The sequence below is a fragment of the Burkholderia mycopellens genome, assembly GCF_964265025.1.
In the GTDB taxonomy this organism is placed as follows: domain Bacteria; phylum Pseudomonadota; class Gammaproteobacteria; order Burkholderiales; family Burkholderiaceae; genus Burkholderia.
The window spans coordinates 372,461-388,539 of sequence record NZ_OZ183803.1 but is presented as its reverse complement, the minus strand read 5'-3'; the positions used below and the strand labels follow the sequence as shown (position 1 = coordinate 388,539).

Sequence of the window (16,079 nt, the reverse complement as noted above, 5' to 3'; positions counted from 1 at the left end):
GTTCGGACGGTGATCAGCCGGCGATGTGATCGGATGAGCTCCTTCGCGGACGGCCCGGGCGCCGACGAACCGGTTCAGCGGACGGGTGATTCAGGGAAGATGGTCGGTTGCGCAGATGGTCGGGCAGCAGATCGGCGTGTTCTCGTAGGCGGTACGATGTGCCTTCAATCTGCACGACGATCGCGTGGTGCAGCAGCCGGTCGAGCAGCGCCGCGGCGACCACGCTGTCGCCGAACACTTCGCCCCATTCGCCGAAGCTGCGATTGGACGTCAGGATGATCGCGCAGCGCTCGTAGCAGGCGTTGACGAGCTGGAAGAACAGATTGCCGCCGTTGGAGCCGATCGGCAGGTAACCGATCTCGTCGACGATGAGCAGGCTGTTGCGTGCAAGGAAGCGCACGCGCTGCGCCAGGTTGCCCTCCCGCTCGGCCTTGGCCATCGAGTTCACGATCTCGGCCAGCGAGCCGAAGTAGACGCTCTTGCCGGCGCGCACGGCTTCCACGCCCAGCGCAATGGACAGGTGCGATTTGCCCGTGCCGGGCGGCCCAAGGAAGTGCACGGTCTGCCGTCGTTCGATGAACTCAAGTTGCGCAAGCGTCATGATGCGATCTCGGTCGAGGCTCGGCTGGAAGCTGAAGTCGTAACCGGCCAGCGTCTTGATCGTGCCGAGCCGCGCGGTCTGCAGCGCCATCCGGATGCGGCGGGTCTCGCGCGTCGTGAACTCCTCGCCCAGCAGCGTTTCCAACACTTCCAGCATCGAGCTGTCGCCTTGCTCGAAGCGATTCAGGGTGGCGTCCAGCGTTTCGAGCGCGCGCGGCATGCGCAAGCCGACGAGATAGCGCCGGATGCGTTCCAGTGTCGAGGCAGGCATGCCGCTCATGCGGTCCTCCCAGCATCTGCGAGGCGTCTTGCGACCTGGTCATAGAACGACAGAGGCCGGCGAGCTACGGCTACCGTTACCGATGGTGATGGGTGTCGTGCTGGCTGCTTGCGCTGATTTGCGCGCCGATGGCCGGGCAACAGCGAGGTTCGTCGCCGGCCTTCGAGCACGGGATGAACCGCCAGCAGTTCACCGTCTTCGTAGATGCGGATCTCGTGGGCCAGACTGTGGACGTCGAGCGTGCGCTTGCGTGTTCGATCGGGCACGCTGTAGTAGTTGCCGCCGACCGAGACGAGGCCTTCGTGACTCACGCGACGCTCGAGCCGGATCACGCCGTTGAAGGTGCCGGCCGGCAACGCCTGCAGTGCGGGACGCTCCTCACCGAAGTGCTGGGCGACGACGCGGTGCGTCGTGCCGTGCACGCGCACATTGGCCACCGTGTCGAGCCACTCGCGCAACTGTCGGTTCAAGTCGGCGAGATTCTGGAAACGACGCGCCAGGAAGAAGTCCTGCCGGATATAGCGGTACGGCCGCTCGACCTTGCCCTTGGTCTTGGCGCGATATGCCTTGCAGGCGCGCGGCGCGAAGCCGTAGTGCTGCGCAAACGCGACCAGCTTCGCGTTGTAGACGATGTGCTTCTCGACTTCGCCCAGCACGGCCGCCTTCATCCGGTCGTACAGAATCTCGCGCGGAGCGCCGCCGAGGTGCTCGAACGCATCCATGTGGCAGCGCAGGACGGTCTGCAGGTCCTGATGCTCGACGAAACGTCCCCAGAGATAGCGGCTGTGCCCAAGCACGATCGAGAATAGCCAGATCGAGCGTCGCTGGCCAGGCGCGTCGCCGAACTCGACATTGAAGTGGGCGAAATCCACCTGCGCTTGATGCCCGGCAGGCGTCTCGAAGCGCACCTCGAAGCCACGTTGGCGGGGCGGCCGGACCTCCCGAACCAGGTCGCCCAGTGCCGTGCGGCCACCGGTGTACCCCATGGCCCGAATCTCGCGCAGCAGTCGCTCGACGCTCAGGTCGGGAAACTCGCGCACACGTTCGGTGACGTAGTGGACGAACGGATCGACCACGCACGGTCGCGGTGCGCGCGGACCGTAACGCGGCGCCTGAACGCCATTCCTGATGTATTTACGAACGGTCTTGCGGTCCATACCCAGTCGAGTAGCGATGGCCGAAATACTCAGCCCTTGCCGATGCAATTCCAGAATCGTCATCACTTCCTCCAGCTCGACCACCGACACCCCCACGACGGATCTCCAGGGCGATATGGTCGGCGATCGACAGGACGGCGCCGCTACCGCGGCGCCATCAGATAAAAAACTGGGGAAAATTACTTCGACGAAAGTGGGGAGTATCTATCCGACGCTGACACTGGTGTACTGGATGAACACCGCGCTGGTTCTGCTGCTGTGGACGGGTCTGTGGGCTGGCCTGCACGGCCTGCGCCACGCCCGCCACAGCGAACTGGCTCGACTGCGCGCCGAGGCCGAGCGCAGCGCGCTGGAACGTGACGCATTGCGCGCTCGGCTTAACCCGCATTTCATGTTCAATGCCTTGAACAACCTGCGCGCGCTGATCCTGGAAGACCCCGAGCGTGCGCGCGATATGGCCACCCGTCTGTCCCGCACGTTGCGCCATGCGCTGGCCCACAACCGCAGCGAACAGGTAACGCTGGCCGAGGAACTCGCGGTGGTGGACGACTATCTGGCCATCGAGGCCATTCACTTCGAGCAGCGCTTGCGGGTGCGCAGGGACATCGCTGTCGGGGCCGGGCAGGCCCAGTTGCCGGCGATGGCGCTGCAGTTGCTGGTGGAGAACGCGATCAAGCATGGCATCGCCACTCGCCCGGGCGGTGGCGAAGTGCGTATCCGCGCCACGCTGGACGATGGCCTGCTGCGCCTGCAAGTAGACAATCCGATCGGCACGGGTAGCCCTGAAACCCATGGTCATGGTGTCGGCCTCGCCTACCTGCGCGCACAGCTAGGCACGCGCGGGCGCTTTGCCCTGCAGTCGGTGGAAGAGCGTATGCAGGCCATCGTGGAGATTCCGCAATGAGTGCACCGCTGCGCGTGTTGATCGTCGACGATGCGAGATTGGCGCGGCAGGAGCTGCGCACGTTGCTGTCGATGCTGCCATGGGTGGAATGCGTGGGTGAGGCCGATGACGTGCCGACTGCGCGCGATGCAATTGCCACGCTGGCACCGGACCTCGTGCTGCTGGATGTACAGATGCCTTCCGGCAGCGGCTTCGATGTACTGGAAGGGGTGGACACGGTGCCCGCCGTGGTGTTCGTCACCGCTTACGACACCTATGCCGTGCGCGCGTTCCAGGCCAACGCACTGGACTACCTGGTCAAGCCAGTGGAAGCGCCTCGCCTGCTGGAAGCGTTACAGCGCGCACGTCAGCACGAGGTAAAGGGAGTCGAGGAGCCAATGCCGCGCACGATGCTGGGCGCGCAGGATCAGGTGTTCGTGCGCGAAGGCGAACGCTGCTGGTTCGTGGCGGTGTCCGAGATCCGCAGGTTGGTGGTGGACGGCAACTACACGCGACTGTGGTTCCGCGACCAGAATGCGCTGCTGACGCGCAGCCTGAGCGCGCTGGAGGCGCGGCTACCGCCGGAACTGTTCTTCCGTGCGAACCGCAATACGCTGATCAACCTGCGGCGCATTCGTGGGGTCACGCCGAGCATCGGCGATGGCTATGACCTGACGCTGGATGACGGCAGCGAGGTGGAAGTGTCGCGACGGCAGGCGCGGGAACTACGCGAGCGGATGGCATTGTAGGAACTGCTGCAGTTTTGTGCTGACCGGGCTGGTCAGGTGCGGAAACCGGGGGGCCGGTCGGCGTGCCAAGCCCGCAGGCGAGTGTGCCTGCGCACGCGCATGGGCCGGCAGTCCAGCCGGGGACAATCGTACAGATGACGAGCCAGCAGTGCGGCGCGTACTCGGCGGTTGTTAGCGATGTCCTGCAAGAGTTCACCTTCGAGCAGCATCTGGTCGATGGCGTTGCCGAACAAAGAACCTCGCATCCGATATGTCGTGCTTGCGATACAGGTCTGCGAGTTTCATGCCCGCATCGGCCTCCGTCAGTCCCCGGTAATCTGCTCCTCGCTGAACCGCGACGGAGAGTTGCGGCTGAGATACGCGCAGGTCACGGGCGTTAGCCCGCCAACACGTCCGGCATGTGCTGCGCACGCCGTTCGCGCCGCTGAAATGCAAAAACCCCCGCCTTTTGGGCGGGGGTTTCTGGCTTAGGGGAGCCTGACGATTACCTACTTTCACACGGGAATCCGCACTATCATCGGCGTAGAGTCGTTTCACGGTCCTGTTCGGGATGGGAAGGGGTGGGACCGACTCGCTATGGTCATCAGGCAAAGAGGGTCGTTCTGCTGGCGTGGCCAACAGAACCAATCTGGGAAGAAGCAGTAATTTCGTTGGGTTGTGAGGTTGTATCTCACACATACGCGGTAGTTCAACCGCAGTACGTCGAGTGCTTCACATTCGACGTTCGACATTCGTAAAGCGCTGAAGCGCTAACGACTGTCGAAACAGACTTGTTATAGGATCAAGCCTTACGGGCAATTAGTATCAGTTAGCTGAACGCATTACTGCGCTTACACACCTGACCTATCAACGTCCTGGTCTCGAACGACCCTTCAAGGGGATCTAGTCCCCAGGGATATCTCATCTTAAGGCGAGTTTCCCGCTTAGATGCTTTCAGCGGTTATCTCTTCCGAACATAGCTACCCGGCGATGCCACTGGCGTGACAACCGGTACACCAGAGGTTCGTCCACTCCGGTCCTCTCGTACTAGGAGCAGCCCCCTTCAAATATCCAACGCCCACGGCAGATAGGGACCAAACTGTCTCACGACGTTTTAAACCCAGCTCACGTACCTCTTTAAATGGCGAACAGCCATACCCTTGGGACCGGCTACAGCCCCAGGATGAGATGAGCCGACATCGAGGTGCCAAACACCGCCGTCGATATGAACTCTTGGGCGGTATCAGCCTGTTATCCCCAGAGTACCTTTTATCCGTTGAGCGATGGCCCTTCCATACAGAACCACCGGATCACTATGACCTGCTTTCGCACCTGCTCGACTTGTCGGTCTCGCAGTTAAGCACGCTTATGCCATTGCACTATCAGCACGATTTCCGACCGTACCTAGCGTACCTTCGTACTCCTCCGTTACGCTTTGGGAGGAGACCGCCCCAGTCAAACTGCCTACCATGCACTGTCCCCGACCCGGATCACGGGCCAAGGTTAGAACCTCAAACAAACCAGGGTGGTATTTCAAGGACGGCTCCACCGAAACTAGCGTTCCGGTTTCATAGCCTCCCACCTATCCTACACAGATCGGTTCAAAGTCCAATGCAAAGCTACAGTAAAGGTTCATGGGGTCTTTCCGTCTAGCCGCGGGTAGATTGCATCATCACAAACACTTCAACTTCGCTGAGTCTCGGGAGGAGACAGTGTGGCCATCGTTACGCCATTCGTGCAGGTCGGAACTTACCCGACAAGGAATTTCGCTACCTTAGGACCGTTATAGTTACGGCCGCCGTTTACCGGGACTTCAATCAAGAGCTTGCACCCCATCATTTAATCTTCCGGCACCGGGCAGGCGTCACACCCTATACGTCCACTTTCGTGTTTGCAGAGTGCTGTGTTTTTATTAAACAGTCGCAGCCACCAGTTTATTGCAACCCCTTCACCCTTTGCGCGCAGGCGCATCAAGCTACAAGGGCGTACCTTATCCCGAAGTTACGGTACCAATTTGCCGAGTTCCTTCTCCCGAGTTCTCTCAAGCGCCTTAGAATACTCATCTCGCCCACCTGTGTCGGTTTGCGGTACGGTCATCGTTAGACTGAAGCTTAGAGGCTTTTCTTGGAACCACTTCCAATTGCTTCGCTCCCTAGGGAGCTCGCGCCACACCCTTGAATCCTGCGCCCGGATTTGCCTAAGCGCCTTCTCCAATGCAGCGACCGGGACTTCCAACACCCGGACAACCTTCCGCGATCCGTCCCCCCATCGCATCTAACAATGGTGCAGGAATATTGACCTGCTTCCCATCAGCTACGCATTTCTGCCTCGCCTTAGGGGCCGACTCACCCTACGCCGATGAACGTTGCGTAGGAAACCTTGGGCTTACGGCGAGGGGGCCTTTCACCCCCTTTATCGCTACTCATGTCAGCATTCGCACTTCCGATACCTCCAGCACGCTTTTCAACGCACCTTCGCAGGCTTACGGAACGCTCTCCTACCATGCGTGCTAAGCACGCATCCGCAGCTTCGGTATATAGCTTAGCCCCGTTACATCTTCCGCGCAGGACGACTCGATCAGTGAGCTATTACGCTTTCTTTAAAGGGTGGCTGCTTCTAAGCCAACCTCCTGACTGTTTTAGCCTTCCCACTTCGTTTCCCACTTAGCTATATTTGGGGACCTTAGCTGGCGGTCTGGGTTGTTTCCCTCTTGACACCGGACGTTAGCACCCGATGTCTGTCTCCCGTGATTGCACTCTTCGGTATTCGGAGTTTGCTATGGCGGGGTAATCTGCAATAGACCCCCCAACCATGACAGTGCTCTACCCCCGAAGGTGAGACACGAGGCACTACCTAAATAGTTTTCGGAGAGAACCAGCTATTTCCAAGTTTGTTTAGCCTTTCACCCCTATCCACAGCTCATCCCCTAACTTTTCAACGTTAGTGGGTTCGGACCTCCAGTACGTGTTACCGCACCTTCATCCTGGCCATGGATAGATCACTTGGTTTCGGGTCTACGCCCAGCAACTGAACGCCCTATTCGGACTCGCTTTCGCTACGCCTGCCCTATACGGTTAAGCTTGCTACTGAACGTAAGTCGCTGACCCATTATACAAAAGGTACGCCGTCACCCCTTTCGAGGCTCCGACTGTTTGTATGCATGCGGTTTCAGGATCTATTTCACTCCCCTCCCGGGGTTCTTTTCGCCTTTCCCTCACGGTACTGGTTCACTATCGGTCGATCACGAGTATTTAGCCTTGGAGGATGGTCCCCCCATCTTCAGACAGGATTTCACGTGTCCCGCCCTACTTGTCGCACACCTAGTTCTTTCATACTGTTTTCGCCTACAGGGCTATCACCTGCTATGGCCGCACTTTCCAGAGCGTTCGGCTAACAATACAAATAAAGAGTGCAAGGCTCATCCCATTTCGCTCGCCACTACTTTGGGAATCTCGGTTGATTTCTTTTCCTGCGGTTACTTAGATGTTTCAGTTCACCGCGTTCGCTTCACTAGACCTATGTATTCAGTCTAGGATGACCCAAAAGGGCCGGGTTTCCCCATTCGGACATCTACGGATCAAAGCTCGTTTGCCAGCTCCCCGTAGCTTTTCGCAGGCTACCGCGTCCTTCATCGCCTGTGATCGCCAAGGCATCCACCACATGCACTTGTTCGCTTGACCCTATAACGAGTCTGTCTCGTTACAGGTTGAGTTCTCGCGTTGTGCCGTATTCCAATTGAGTCAAACATAGAGTTCGAATCATCTTGAGATACATCGATACAATCACAACCCGGATAACTTCCACGTCCATCTCAAGACGCTTCCGCTATCCAAATTACTTACTTCTTCCAGATTGTTAAAGAACGACAGCCGATATGGTTTTACTCATATCACTCTGACTGGCTCAATCGCCAATGGCAAATGCTCGTCTCACACGTCACTTTCGTGTGATCCAAACGCTTCCCATTGAAGATTGGTGGAGGCAGACGGGATCGAACCGACGACCCCCTGCTTGCAAAGCAGGTGCTCTCCCAGCTGAGCTATGCCCCCATGAGTACAGATTGCCTCAGGTGTTACCGCCAGACAATGGTGGGTCTGGTTGGATTCGAACCAACGACCCCCGCCTTATCAAGACGGTGCTCTAACCGACTGAGCTACAGACCCCTGAGTCTGTCTTTAAATTTACAGCCGATAAGCGTGAGCGCTCAACTTCGCGAGATAGCTCTGGAAAGGAGGTGATCCAGCCGCACCTTCCGATACGGCTACCTTGTTACGACTTCACCCCAGTCATGAATCCTACCGTGGTGACCGTCCTCCTTGCGGTTAGACTAGCCACTTCTGGTAAAACCCACTCCCATGGTGTGACGGGCGGTGTGTACAAGACCCGGGAACGTATTCACCGCGGCATGCTGATCCGCGATTACTAGCGATTCCAGCTTCATGCACTCGAGTTGCAGAGTGCAATCCGGACTACGATCGGTTTTCTGGGATTAGCTCCCCCTCGCGGGTTGGCAACCCTCTGTTCCGACCATTGTATGACGTGTGAAGCCCTACCCATAAGGGCCATGAGGACTTGACGTCATCCCCACCTTCCTCCGGTTTGTCACCGGCAGTCTCCTTAGAGTGCTCTTGCGTAGCAACTAAGGACAAGGGTTGCGCTCGTTGCGGGACTTAACCCAACATCTCACGACACGAGCTGACGACAGCCATGCAGCACCTGTGCGCCGGTTCTCTTTCGAGCACTCCCACCTCTCAGCGGGATTCCGACCATGTCAAGGGTAGGTAAGGTTTTTCGCGTTGCATCGAATTAATCCACATCATCCACCGCTTGTGCGGGTCCCCGTCAATTCCTTTGAGTTTTAATCTTGCGACCGTACTCCCCAGGCGGTCAACTTCACGCGTTAGCTACGTTACTAAGGAAATGAATCCCCAACAACTAGTTGACATCGTTTAGGGCGTGGACTACCAGGGTATCTAATCCTGTTTGCTCCCCACGCTTTCGTGCATGAGCGTCAGTATTGGCCCAGGGGGCTGCCTTCGCCATCGGTATTCCTCCACATCTCTACGCATTTCACTGCTACACGTGGAATTCTACCCCCCTCTGCCATACTCTAGCCTGCCAGTCACCAATGCAGTTCCCAGGTTGAGCCCGGGGATTTCACATCGGTCTTAGCAAACCGCCTGCGCACGCTTTACGCCCAGTAATTCCGATTAACGCTTGCACCCTACGTATTACCGCGGCTGCTGGCACGTAGTTAGCCGGTGCTTATTCTTCCGGTACCGTCATCCCCCGACTGTATTAGAGCCAAGGATTTCTTTCCGGACAAAAGTGCTTTACAACCCGAAGGCCTTCTTCACACACGCGGCATTGCTGGATCAGGCTTTCGCCCATTGTCCAAAATTCCCCACTGCTGCCTCCCGTAGGAGTCTGGGCCGTGTCTCAGTCCCAGTGTGGCTGGTCGTCCTCTCAGACCAGCTACTGATCGTCGCCTTGGTAGGCCTTTACCCCACCAACTAGCTAATCAGCCATCGGCCAACCCTATAGCGCGAGGCCCGAAGGTCCCCCGCTTTCATCCGTAGATCGTATGCGGTATTAATCCGGCTTTCGCCGGGCTATCCCCCACTACAGGACATGTTCCGATGTATTACTCACCCGTTCGCCACTCGCCACCAGGTGCAAGCACCCGTGCTGCCGTTCGACTTGCATGTGTAAGGCATGCCGCCAGCGTTCAATCTGAGCCAGGATCAAACTCTTCAGTTTAAACCTGTTACTGTTTTCGGTTCTTTCGAACCGGTCGCTCACTCAAAGCTGACAGGAATATGAATTGCTTCATAAACCTGACTTACTTTAGTGTGAGACTCTTGATACTTTTGCTATCTGATCCGAGGATCAGCTCGCTTCCATCAAGCGCCCACACTTATCGGCTGTTAATTTTTAAAGAGCATTCTGCGAGGAACTTCGTGTTTCCCGGCAGCGCTGCGTTTTCAGCAGCAGAGAAGCGAGATTATGAACCGTGTTTCGCAGCTCGTCAACAACTTTTTAACACATCGTTGCGACTGCGGGGCTCAACTTCCAGGCCAGTTGCGCGCGCCAGACCGCCGCACACCACCAACCCTGCTTCTCTCTTCCGCGCCGCGTTTCCGTTAGCGCGAAAGAGGCGTGATTGTAGGCAGCTCGCTGCATTCATGCAAGGGGTTTCTCAAAAAATATAAGGCGCCGCGCGCTGCCGCGCGCGGCGCCTTATATAGAAGCAACGGAACCGTCAGTCCGCGCGCACCTGGCGCGCCACGATCTCCATATAGTGATCGAGATCCGGCGTGACCTTACCCTCTTCCTTCGCCGTATCGTCCCAGCGGCGCAGGCGCAGCGCGTCCTCCGCGAACGGGCGCTGCAGGAACGCCGCCGCCTCCTCCTCACTGAAAATGCCGCCCTGCAGCGCGAGGCTGCGCACCGAGTCCGGCGACAGGCTCTCGAAGTAGCCGGCGTCCGTGCGGCACAGGCAACGCTTCGCGTCGACGTGCAGCCGGATCGGCTCCAGCACCGCGTCGGAAAACAGCGGCCGCAGGAACGGCAGCACGTAATACTGATGCAGATCGTCGATCCCGCGCGCGCTTGGCGTCTCACCCTGACGATTCAGCAGATGCCCGAGGTCATGCAGGAACGCCGCCGCGACCAGCGCTTCGTCTGCCCCCGCCTCTTCCGCCAGCCATCCGCTCTGCAATGCATGCTCGAGCTGCGTGACCGGCTCCCCGCTATAGGCCACATGGCCATGTTCGCGATACAGCCCGTGGATCTCTTCCACCGTCAATGCCATTCATTCACTCCCAAGGCAGCGAAAACGTCTTCAGGTTCGTGAAGCTCTTCATCGCCTCCTGAACGCCTTCCTTGTAACCGAGCCCCGAATCCTTGATCCCGCCGAACGGCGACAGCTCGATCCGGTACCCGGGCACTTCCCATACGTTCACCGTGCCGACGTTCAGCTCGTTCACGAACCGCACGACCGCGGCCGTGCTGTCCGTACACACGCCCGACGACAGCCCGAACGCCGTCCCGTTGCTGATCCGGATCGCGTCGTCGATCGTGTCGAACGTGATCACCGGCGATACCGGGCCGAAGGTCTCCTCGCGCACGATCGTCATCGACGGATCGACGTTGTCGAGCACGGTCGGCGCATACAGCGCGCCGCGCCGCACGTTGCCGGTCAGCAGGCGCGCGCCCTGCGCGACCGCCTCCTCCACGCGCGCCTCGAACAGCCGCGCCGCTTCCTCGTCGATCACCGTGCCCATTTCATTCGCGGGATCGAACGGATCGCCGTACTTCCATGCACGCGTCTTCTCGACGAGCAATTCGGTGAACGCGGGTGCGATCGAGCGATGCACCAGTATCCGCTTGACGGCCGTGCAGCGCTGGCCCGAATTCCGGTACGAGCCGAGCACGGCCAGCGACGTCGCGCGTTCGAGATCGGCATCAGCGAGGACGATCAGCGGATCGTTACCGCCCAGTTCCAGCACGATGCGGCGGTAGCCGGCCCGTGCGGCAATCGCCTTGCCGATCGCCACGCCGCCCGTAAAGGTGATCAACGCCGCATGCGGGTGCGTGACGAGTTCGTCCGCGATCTCGCGCGGATCGCCGGTCAGCACCTGCAGCATCGGCTCCGGCAGTCCGGCCTCGTACAACAGATCGGCCAGGTAGAACGCCGACAGCGGCACCTTCTCAGACGGCTTCACGATCACGCGGTTGTTGGTCGCGATCGCCGGCGCAATCTTGTGCGCCACCTGGTTCATCGGATGATTGAACGGCGTGATCGCGACGATCACACCGTCGAGCGGCTGCCGCTGCGAGAACACGCGGCGCGCCTTGCCGTGGGGCGTCAGGTCGCACGAGAAACTCTGCGCGTCGTCACGCAGCGCCTCGACCGCCGCAAACTTCAACACGTCGGCAACGCGGCCGATCTCGTAGCGGGAGTCCTGTTTCGACAGCCCCGATTCGAGCGTAATCAGGTCGGACGCTTCCTCGGTGCGCTCGCGCAGCAGCGCGGCCGCACGCTCGAGGATCTGCGAACGCTCGTACCGCGTGAGCTTCGGCCGATACGCCATCGCGTAATCGAATGCCGCGCGCACATCGTCGACGCTCGCCAGCGGCGCCGTCCCGACGCGCGTGCCCGTGTAGGGGTCCATCACGTCGAGCGTGCGTTCGCGCGTCGCGCGCGTGCCGCACCAGCGCAGCACCTCTGCACGAAACGCCGGGTGATCGTGTCGGGGATGAGCCATCATGTCGCGACCCGGTTCAGCACGAAATCGAACACGTCGAAGTTGCGCGGGCGACGCGCAGGATCGGCAGGCACGATACGCCGGTTGAACAGCAGCGGTACTTCCTGCTCCGACACGCCGCCATGCGAACGTAGCGGCACCGTGAGGCCCGACAGGTCGTGTTCGCGCTCGCGCGTGCCGAGCGTCATGTCGCGGCGGCCAATCACGACGAGATCGCCGATCCGGTCGGCCGGCAGCTCGAAACGGGCGGCGGCTTCCGCGTTGTCGAGCACGAGCTCGACGCCGTCGAGGCCGCCGACCCGCCACATCGCCTCGGCCCGGTCGACGCCCGGTGCCAGGTAGAGGGTTGCAAACGAGCCGAGCGCGCCGTGATGCACGACGTACGGATCCGTGATCGGCAGGATCACGCGCGCAGCCTGCGCACCGTACCAGGCGTCGAATGCGTCCTGAAGGTAGATGACGTTCGGCCGGCCCGTCGCGGGATCGTGCTTCGCGTTCATCCCATGATCGGCGGTCAGCCCGATCGCCCAGCCGAGCGCGTCGAGCTGCGCGAGGTAGCCGTCCATCATCGCGTAGAACGCATTCGCACCGACACTGCCCGGCTCGCACTTGTGCTGCACGTAATCGGTGGTCGACAGGTACATCAGGTCAACCTGGCGCGTCTGCGCAAGCCGCACGCCGGCTGCGAACACGAATTCGGACAATGCCGCGCTGTAGACGTCCGGCGACGGCAGGCCGACCCAGTCGAGCACGTCGACGATCCCGTTTTCCGCGAGATTCGCCTGCGCGGCCTTCTCGGCCGAAAAGCAGATGCCGTTCAGCTGCCAGCCGAGCAACCGGCGCAGCTTGTCCTTCGCCGTCACGACGGCGACCCGCGCACCGGCGTCGGACGCCGCGGCAAGCAGCGTGCCGGCCCGCAAGTAGGCCGGGTCGTTCATCATGACTTCGGCGCCGCGCCCGCCGTCGGCGGCCGGATCCCAGAAGTAGTTGCCGCAGATCCCGTGGACCGACGGCGGCACGCCGCAGACGATCGACAGGTTGTTCGGGTTGGTGAAGGTCGGCACGACACAATCGGCGCGCCACGCCGTGCCTTCGGTGATCATCCGGCCGATGAACGGCGCGACGCCCGCTTCCACGGCCCGTTCGAGATAGTCGTACTCGCAGCCGTCGACGCAGACGACGACGGTCGGCTCGACCGGCAGCCGGTAGTGCCGGCCGTTGACGTCGACGGCGCGCCCTGCGAGACCCGTCGATGCGCCGGTTGCCGACGCTTCACCGGGTTGGCGCAATGCGAACGCGGCGTTCATGCTGCCACCCGCTTGCCGCGCGGCACGCGCGCAGCGATCAGCAGCAACGCCGCGAGCGACGCGCCGAGCATCAGCAGCGACAGCGCCGATGCCGGAAGGTAATATCCACGCTCCACTTGGCCGATCACGACGATCGGCACAGTGGCGAAGCCGGGCGGATACACCGTCAGCGTCGCGCCGAGCTCGCCGAGCGACAGCGCGAAGCCAAGTGCGAGGCTCGCGCGCAGCGCCGGCACGAGCTGCGGCAGCAGCACGCGGCGCAGCACCATCGCGGGCGGCGCACCAAGGCTCGCCGCCGCTTCGCGCAGCACGGTCAGCTCCGGACGCAGCGCGGCAGCCGCGCAGCGATAGCAGAACGGCAAAATCAGCGCGAGCTGCACGAGCACGACGATCGCTGCCGAACTCGACAGGTCGACCGGCTTCTGGTGATACGCAATCAGCACCGCGAGCCCGAGCACGACGCTCGGCACGCCGTTCGGCACCATCACGAGCGCGTCGACCACCGCGCCGAGGCCGCGCCGATCGCGCCCTTCGAGCGCCAGCGCGAGCCACAGCCCGAGGATCGTGCCAACCGCAGACACGCTGAAGCCGATTTCGAGGCTCGTCAGCAGCGCGTCGTATTCCGGCGACCCGAGCCGCTCGAACCAGCGCAGGCTGTAGCCAGCCGGCAGAATCGTGCCCGACCACTGCGTCGACACGCTCGACAGCGCGACGACGATGACGGGCAACACGAACAGCCAGAAGCACGCGAACGCGGCCAGCGCGAGCGCCGCGCGCGACGCATGCTTGAGCACCGTGTCACCCCAGCCGATCTGGTGGCGCGGCACGGCTTGCCCGATACGAAATTCAGCGGACATCGTTCCCTCCCGTCGCACGCCGGTTCACCCGGCGATAAACCGCATACAGCGCCAGCGACAGCGCGAGCATCACGACCGCGCCGGCCGACGCGGTCGGGAGGTCGAGGTCGACGGTCGCGCTGCTGTAGATCGCAACCGGCAGCGTCACGAGCCGCGCGCTGCCGAGCACGAGCAGAATCCCGAATTCGTTCAGCGTCAGCAGGAAGCACAGCACGGTGCCCGCGGCGATGCCCGGCCACGCGATCGGCAGCACGACGCGACGTGCAAGCATCCAGCCGGACGCACCGAGGCTGCGCGCGGCCTCGACCAGCCGCAGGTCGAGCGTCGCGAACGACGCGAGCGTCGGCCGCACGACGAACGGTGTATAGAACACGGTCTGCGCGAGGATCACGCCGCCGATGCCGAACAGGAAATCGAGCGGCGGATTCTCGAGATGGAACAGGTGCTGCAGCGCGATGCTGATCGAGCCTTGCGAGCCATACAGGAAGATCAACGTGAACGCGACGAGGAACGATGGGAACGCGACGTACAGTTCAAGGAAACGCGTGACGAGCGACGCGCCCGGAAACGGCTTGAAGAACAGCAGCGCAGCCAGCAGCACACCGAGCACCGACGCGGTGCCGGCGCTCGCGAACAGCACGCCGAGCGTCGTCAGCAGCACGTTGCGCGTGTCGGGATTGCCGAAGAAGGTACGGTAGGCGGCGAAACTCAGCCCGTGGTCGCCCGACACGCTCAGCAGCACGAGCCGCACCAGCGGATAGACGACGAGCGGGCCCAACAGGACGATCGCGAGCGCGGCCAGGTGCAGGTCGCCCATGCGCTTGCGGCGCCGCGCGACGGCGGCGTGCGCGGCGGCCGACGCGAGCACGTGCGGCGGCAGGCCGCCTTCAGGGCTCGATAAGGACGACATCGTCTGCCTCGCAATGCAGGGAAACGCGCGCACCGCGCTCGGGAGCCGCACCGCGGCCGCGTTGCATCGTCACGCGCACGGGTTCGTCGGGCGCCGCGTCGATCACGACCGCGATCGACAGGTCCGCGCCCTGCCATTCGACGGACGACACCGTGCCGTGCAGGCCGCCCGCGGCGAGCGGCATCACGGTCAGGCGCTCGGGGCGCACGCACGCGACCTTGCCGCGCACTTCGTGACGCGGATCGCCGAGCGGAAAGATCACGTGCGGCGGCAGCAGGTTTGCCGGGCCGAGATAGCGTGCGACGTAGCCGTCCTGCGGCGCGTCGTAAAGTTGCTGCGGCGTGCCGAGCTGCGCGATGTGGCCATCGCGCATCAGCAGCGCGCGATCGGACAGCACGAGCGCGTCGTCGCGGTCGTGCGTCACGCAGACGACGGTCAGGTTCGGCAGGCGCTCGTGCAGCGCCTTCAATTCGCTGCGCACCGACGCGCGCAGGTTGGCGTCGAGCGCCGACAGCGGCTCGTCGAGCAGCAGCACGTCCGGTTCGATCACGAGCGCGCGCGCCAGCGCGACGCGCTGCTGCATCCCGCCCGACAATTGTGCGGGCAGGTGATGGCCCGCATCGCCGAGTTGCACGAGCTTCAGCGCATCGGCGACGCGGCGCGTCACTTCCGGCGACGCCATGCCGCGTGCGCGCAGCCCGAATGCCACGTTCTCGAACACCGTCAGGTGCGGAAACAGCGCGTAATTCTGGAACAGCAGACCGAGATTGCGCTTGTGCGGCGGCGCATAGGTCAGGTCGCGTCCGGCAACGGTCAGCGTGCCGGTCAGGCCGTCGGCCTTCACGAACCCGGCGATGAAGCGCAGCAGCGTGGTCTTGCCGCAGCCGCTCTTGCCGAGCACGGTCAGAAATTCACCGGCACCGATCGACAGCGACAGATCTTCCAGCACCGTGCGTGCGCCGTAGCGCACACTCAGGTGTTCGATCTGCACGCCGCCCGGCGCGCCGGACCGCAGCGTCGCTCGCGGTTCGGCGGCGCCGAATGCGCCGGGATGGGTCAGGGCGGTTTCCACCGGGTTCATCCTCTT

At 61.8% G+C, this 16,079-nt stretch carries 10 protein-coding genes, 2 tRNA genes and 3 rRNA genes; 2 read left to right on the top strand and 13 right to left on the bottom strand.

The window, feature by feature from the left end; all coding sequences use genetic code 11:
- Window positions 1-13: 13 nt before the first annotated feature.
- Together istB and istA are read right to left on the bottom strand one after the other, a co-directional pair.
- Window positions 14-880, bottom strand: coding sequence for an IS21-like element ISBcen28 family helper ATPase IstB (gene istB / locus ACPTTC_RS20095; protein WP_124681121.1), 867 nt, complete (start codon window positions 878-880; stop codon window positions 14-16).
- Window positions 877-2,133, bottom strand: coding sequence for an IS21-like element ISBcen28 family transposase (gene istA, locus ACPTTC_RS20090; protein WP_423391356.1), 1,257 nt, complete (start codon window positions 2,131-2,133; stop codon window positions 877-879). Before istA ends, istB begins: the two co-directional genes overlap by 4 nt.
- Here istA and ACPTTC_RS20085 point away from each other — a divergent pair.
- Together ACPTTC_RS20085 and ACPTTC_RS20080 are read left to right on the top strand one after the other, a co-directional pair.
- Window positions 2,054-2,941: a sensor histidine kinase gene (locus tag ACPTTC_RS20085; RefSeq protein WP_423393617.1), complete on the top strand. Its 888-nt coding sequence runs from the start codon at window positions 2,054-2,056 to the stop codon at window positions 2,939-2,941. The two genes, istA and ACPTTC_RS20085, sit on opposite strands and share 80 nt — an antisense overlap.
- Window positions 2,938-3,669 carry a LytR/AlgR family response regulator transcription factor gene (locus ACPTTC_RS20080; protein WP_423393616.1) on the top strand — a complete coding sequence of 244 codons (732 nt, stop codon included), beginning with the start codon at window positions 2,938-2,940 and terminating at the stop codon, window positions 3,667-3,669. Before ACPTTC_RS20085 ends, ACPTTC_RS20080 begins: the two co-directional genes overlap by 4 nt.
- A 475-nt stretch (window positions 3,670-4,144) precedes the next feature.
- Here the strand turns inward: ACPTTC_RS20080 and rrf are convergent.
- The 11 genes from rrf to phnT form a co-directional block, all read right to left on the bottom strand.
- Window positions 4,145-4,257 (bottom strand): 5S ribosomal RNA (rrf, locus tag ACPTTC_RS20075).
- Window positions 4,258-4,446: 189 nt separating this feature from the next.
- Window positions 4,447-7,328: ribosomal RNA gene (locus tag ACPTTC_RS20070) — 23S ribosomal RNA — on the bottom strand.
- 293 nt (window positions 7,329-7,621) lie between these two features.
- Window positions 7,622-7,697, bottom strand: a tRNA-Ala gene (locus ACPTTC_RS20065).
- A 37-nt stretch (window positions 7,698-7,734) separates the two neighbouring features.
- Window positions 7,735-7,811: transfer RNA gene (locus tag ACPTTC_RS20060), tRNA-Ile, on the bottom strand.
- 64 nt (window positions 7,812-7,875) lie between these two features.
- Window positions 7,876-9,408, bottom strand: a 16S ribosomal RNA gene (locus tag ACPTTC_RS20055).
- The 16S, 23S and 5S rRNA genes sit together here with 2 tRNA genes alongside, the layout of an rRNA operon.
- A 502-nt stretch (window positions 9,409-9,910) precedes the next feature.
- Entirely contained in the window at window positions 9,911-10,462 is a 552-nt protein-coding gene (locus tag ACPTTC_RS20050) for a phosphonate degradation HD-domain oxygenase (RefSeq protein WP_423393615.1), read from the bottom strand.
- A 4-nt stretch (window positions 10,463-10,466) separates the two neighbouring features.
- Window positions 10,467-11,921 (bottom strand): phosphonoacetaldehyde dehydrogenase, encoded by a 1,455-nt coding sequence (gene phnY, locus ACPTTC_RS20045; protein WP_423393614.1) that lies wholly within the window; start codon window positions 11,919-11,921, stop codon window positions 10,467-10,469.
- Window positions 11,918-13,225, bottom strand: coding sequence for a phosphonoacetate hydrolase (phnA, locus tag ACPTTC_RS20040; RefSeq protein ID WP_423393613.1), 1,308 nt, complete (start codon window positions 13,223-13,225; stop codon window positions 11,918-11,920). Before phnA ends, phnY begins: the two co-directional genes overlap by 4 nt.
- Window positions 13,222-14,082, bottom strand: coding sequence for a 2-aminoethylphosphonate ABC transport system, membrane component PhnV (phnV, locus tag ACPTTC_RS20035; RefSeq protein WP_423393612.1), 861 nt, complete (start codon window positions 14,080-14,082; stop codon window positions 13,222-13,224). Before phnV ends, phnA begins: the two co-directional genes overlap by 4 nt.
- Window positions 14,072-14,992, bottom strand: a complete 921-nt coding sequence (gene phnU, locus ACPTTC_RS20030) for a 2-aminoethylphosphonate ABC transporter permease subunit (protein WP_423393611.1) — start codon at window positions 14,990-14,992, stop codon at window positions 14,072-14,074. Before phnU ends, phnV begins: the two co-directional genes overlap by 11 nt.
- Window positions 14,970-16,073, bottom strand: a complete 1,104-nt coding sequence (phnT, locus tag ACPTTC_RS20025; RefSeq protein ID WP_423393610.1) for a 2-aminoethylphosphonate ABC transport system ATP-binding subunit PhnT — start codon at window positions 16,071-16,073, stop codon at window positions 14,970-14,972. The genes phnU and phnT overlap by 23 nt, the downstream gene beginning before the upstream one ends.
- Between the last annotated feature and the right edge of the window lie 6 nt (window positions 16,074-16,079).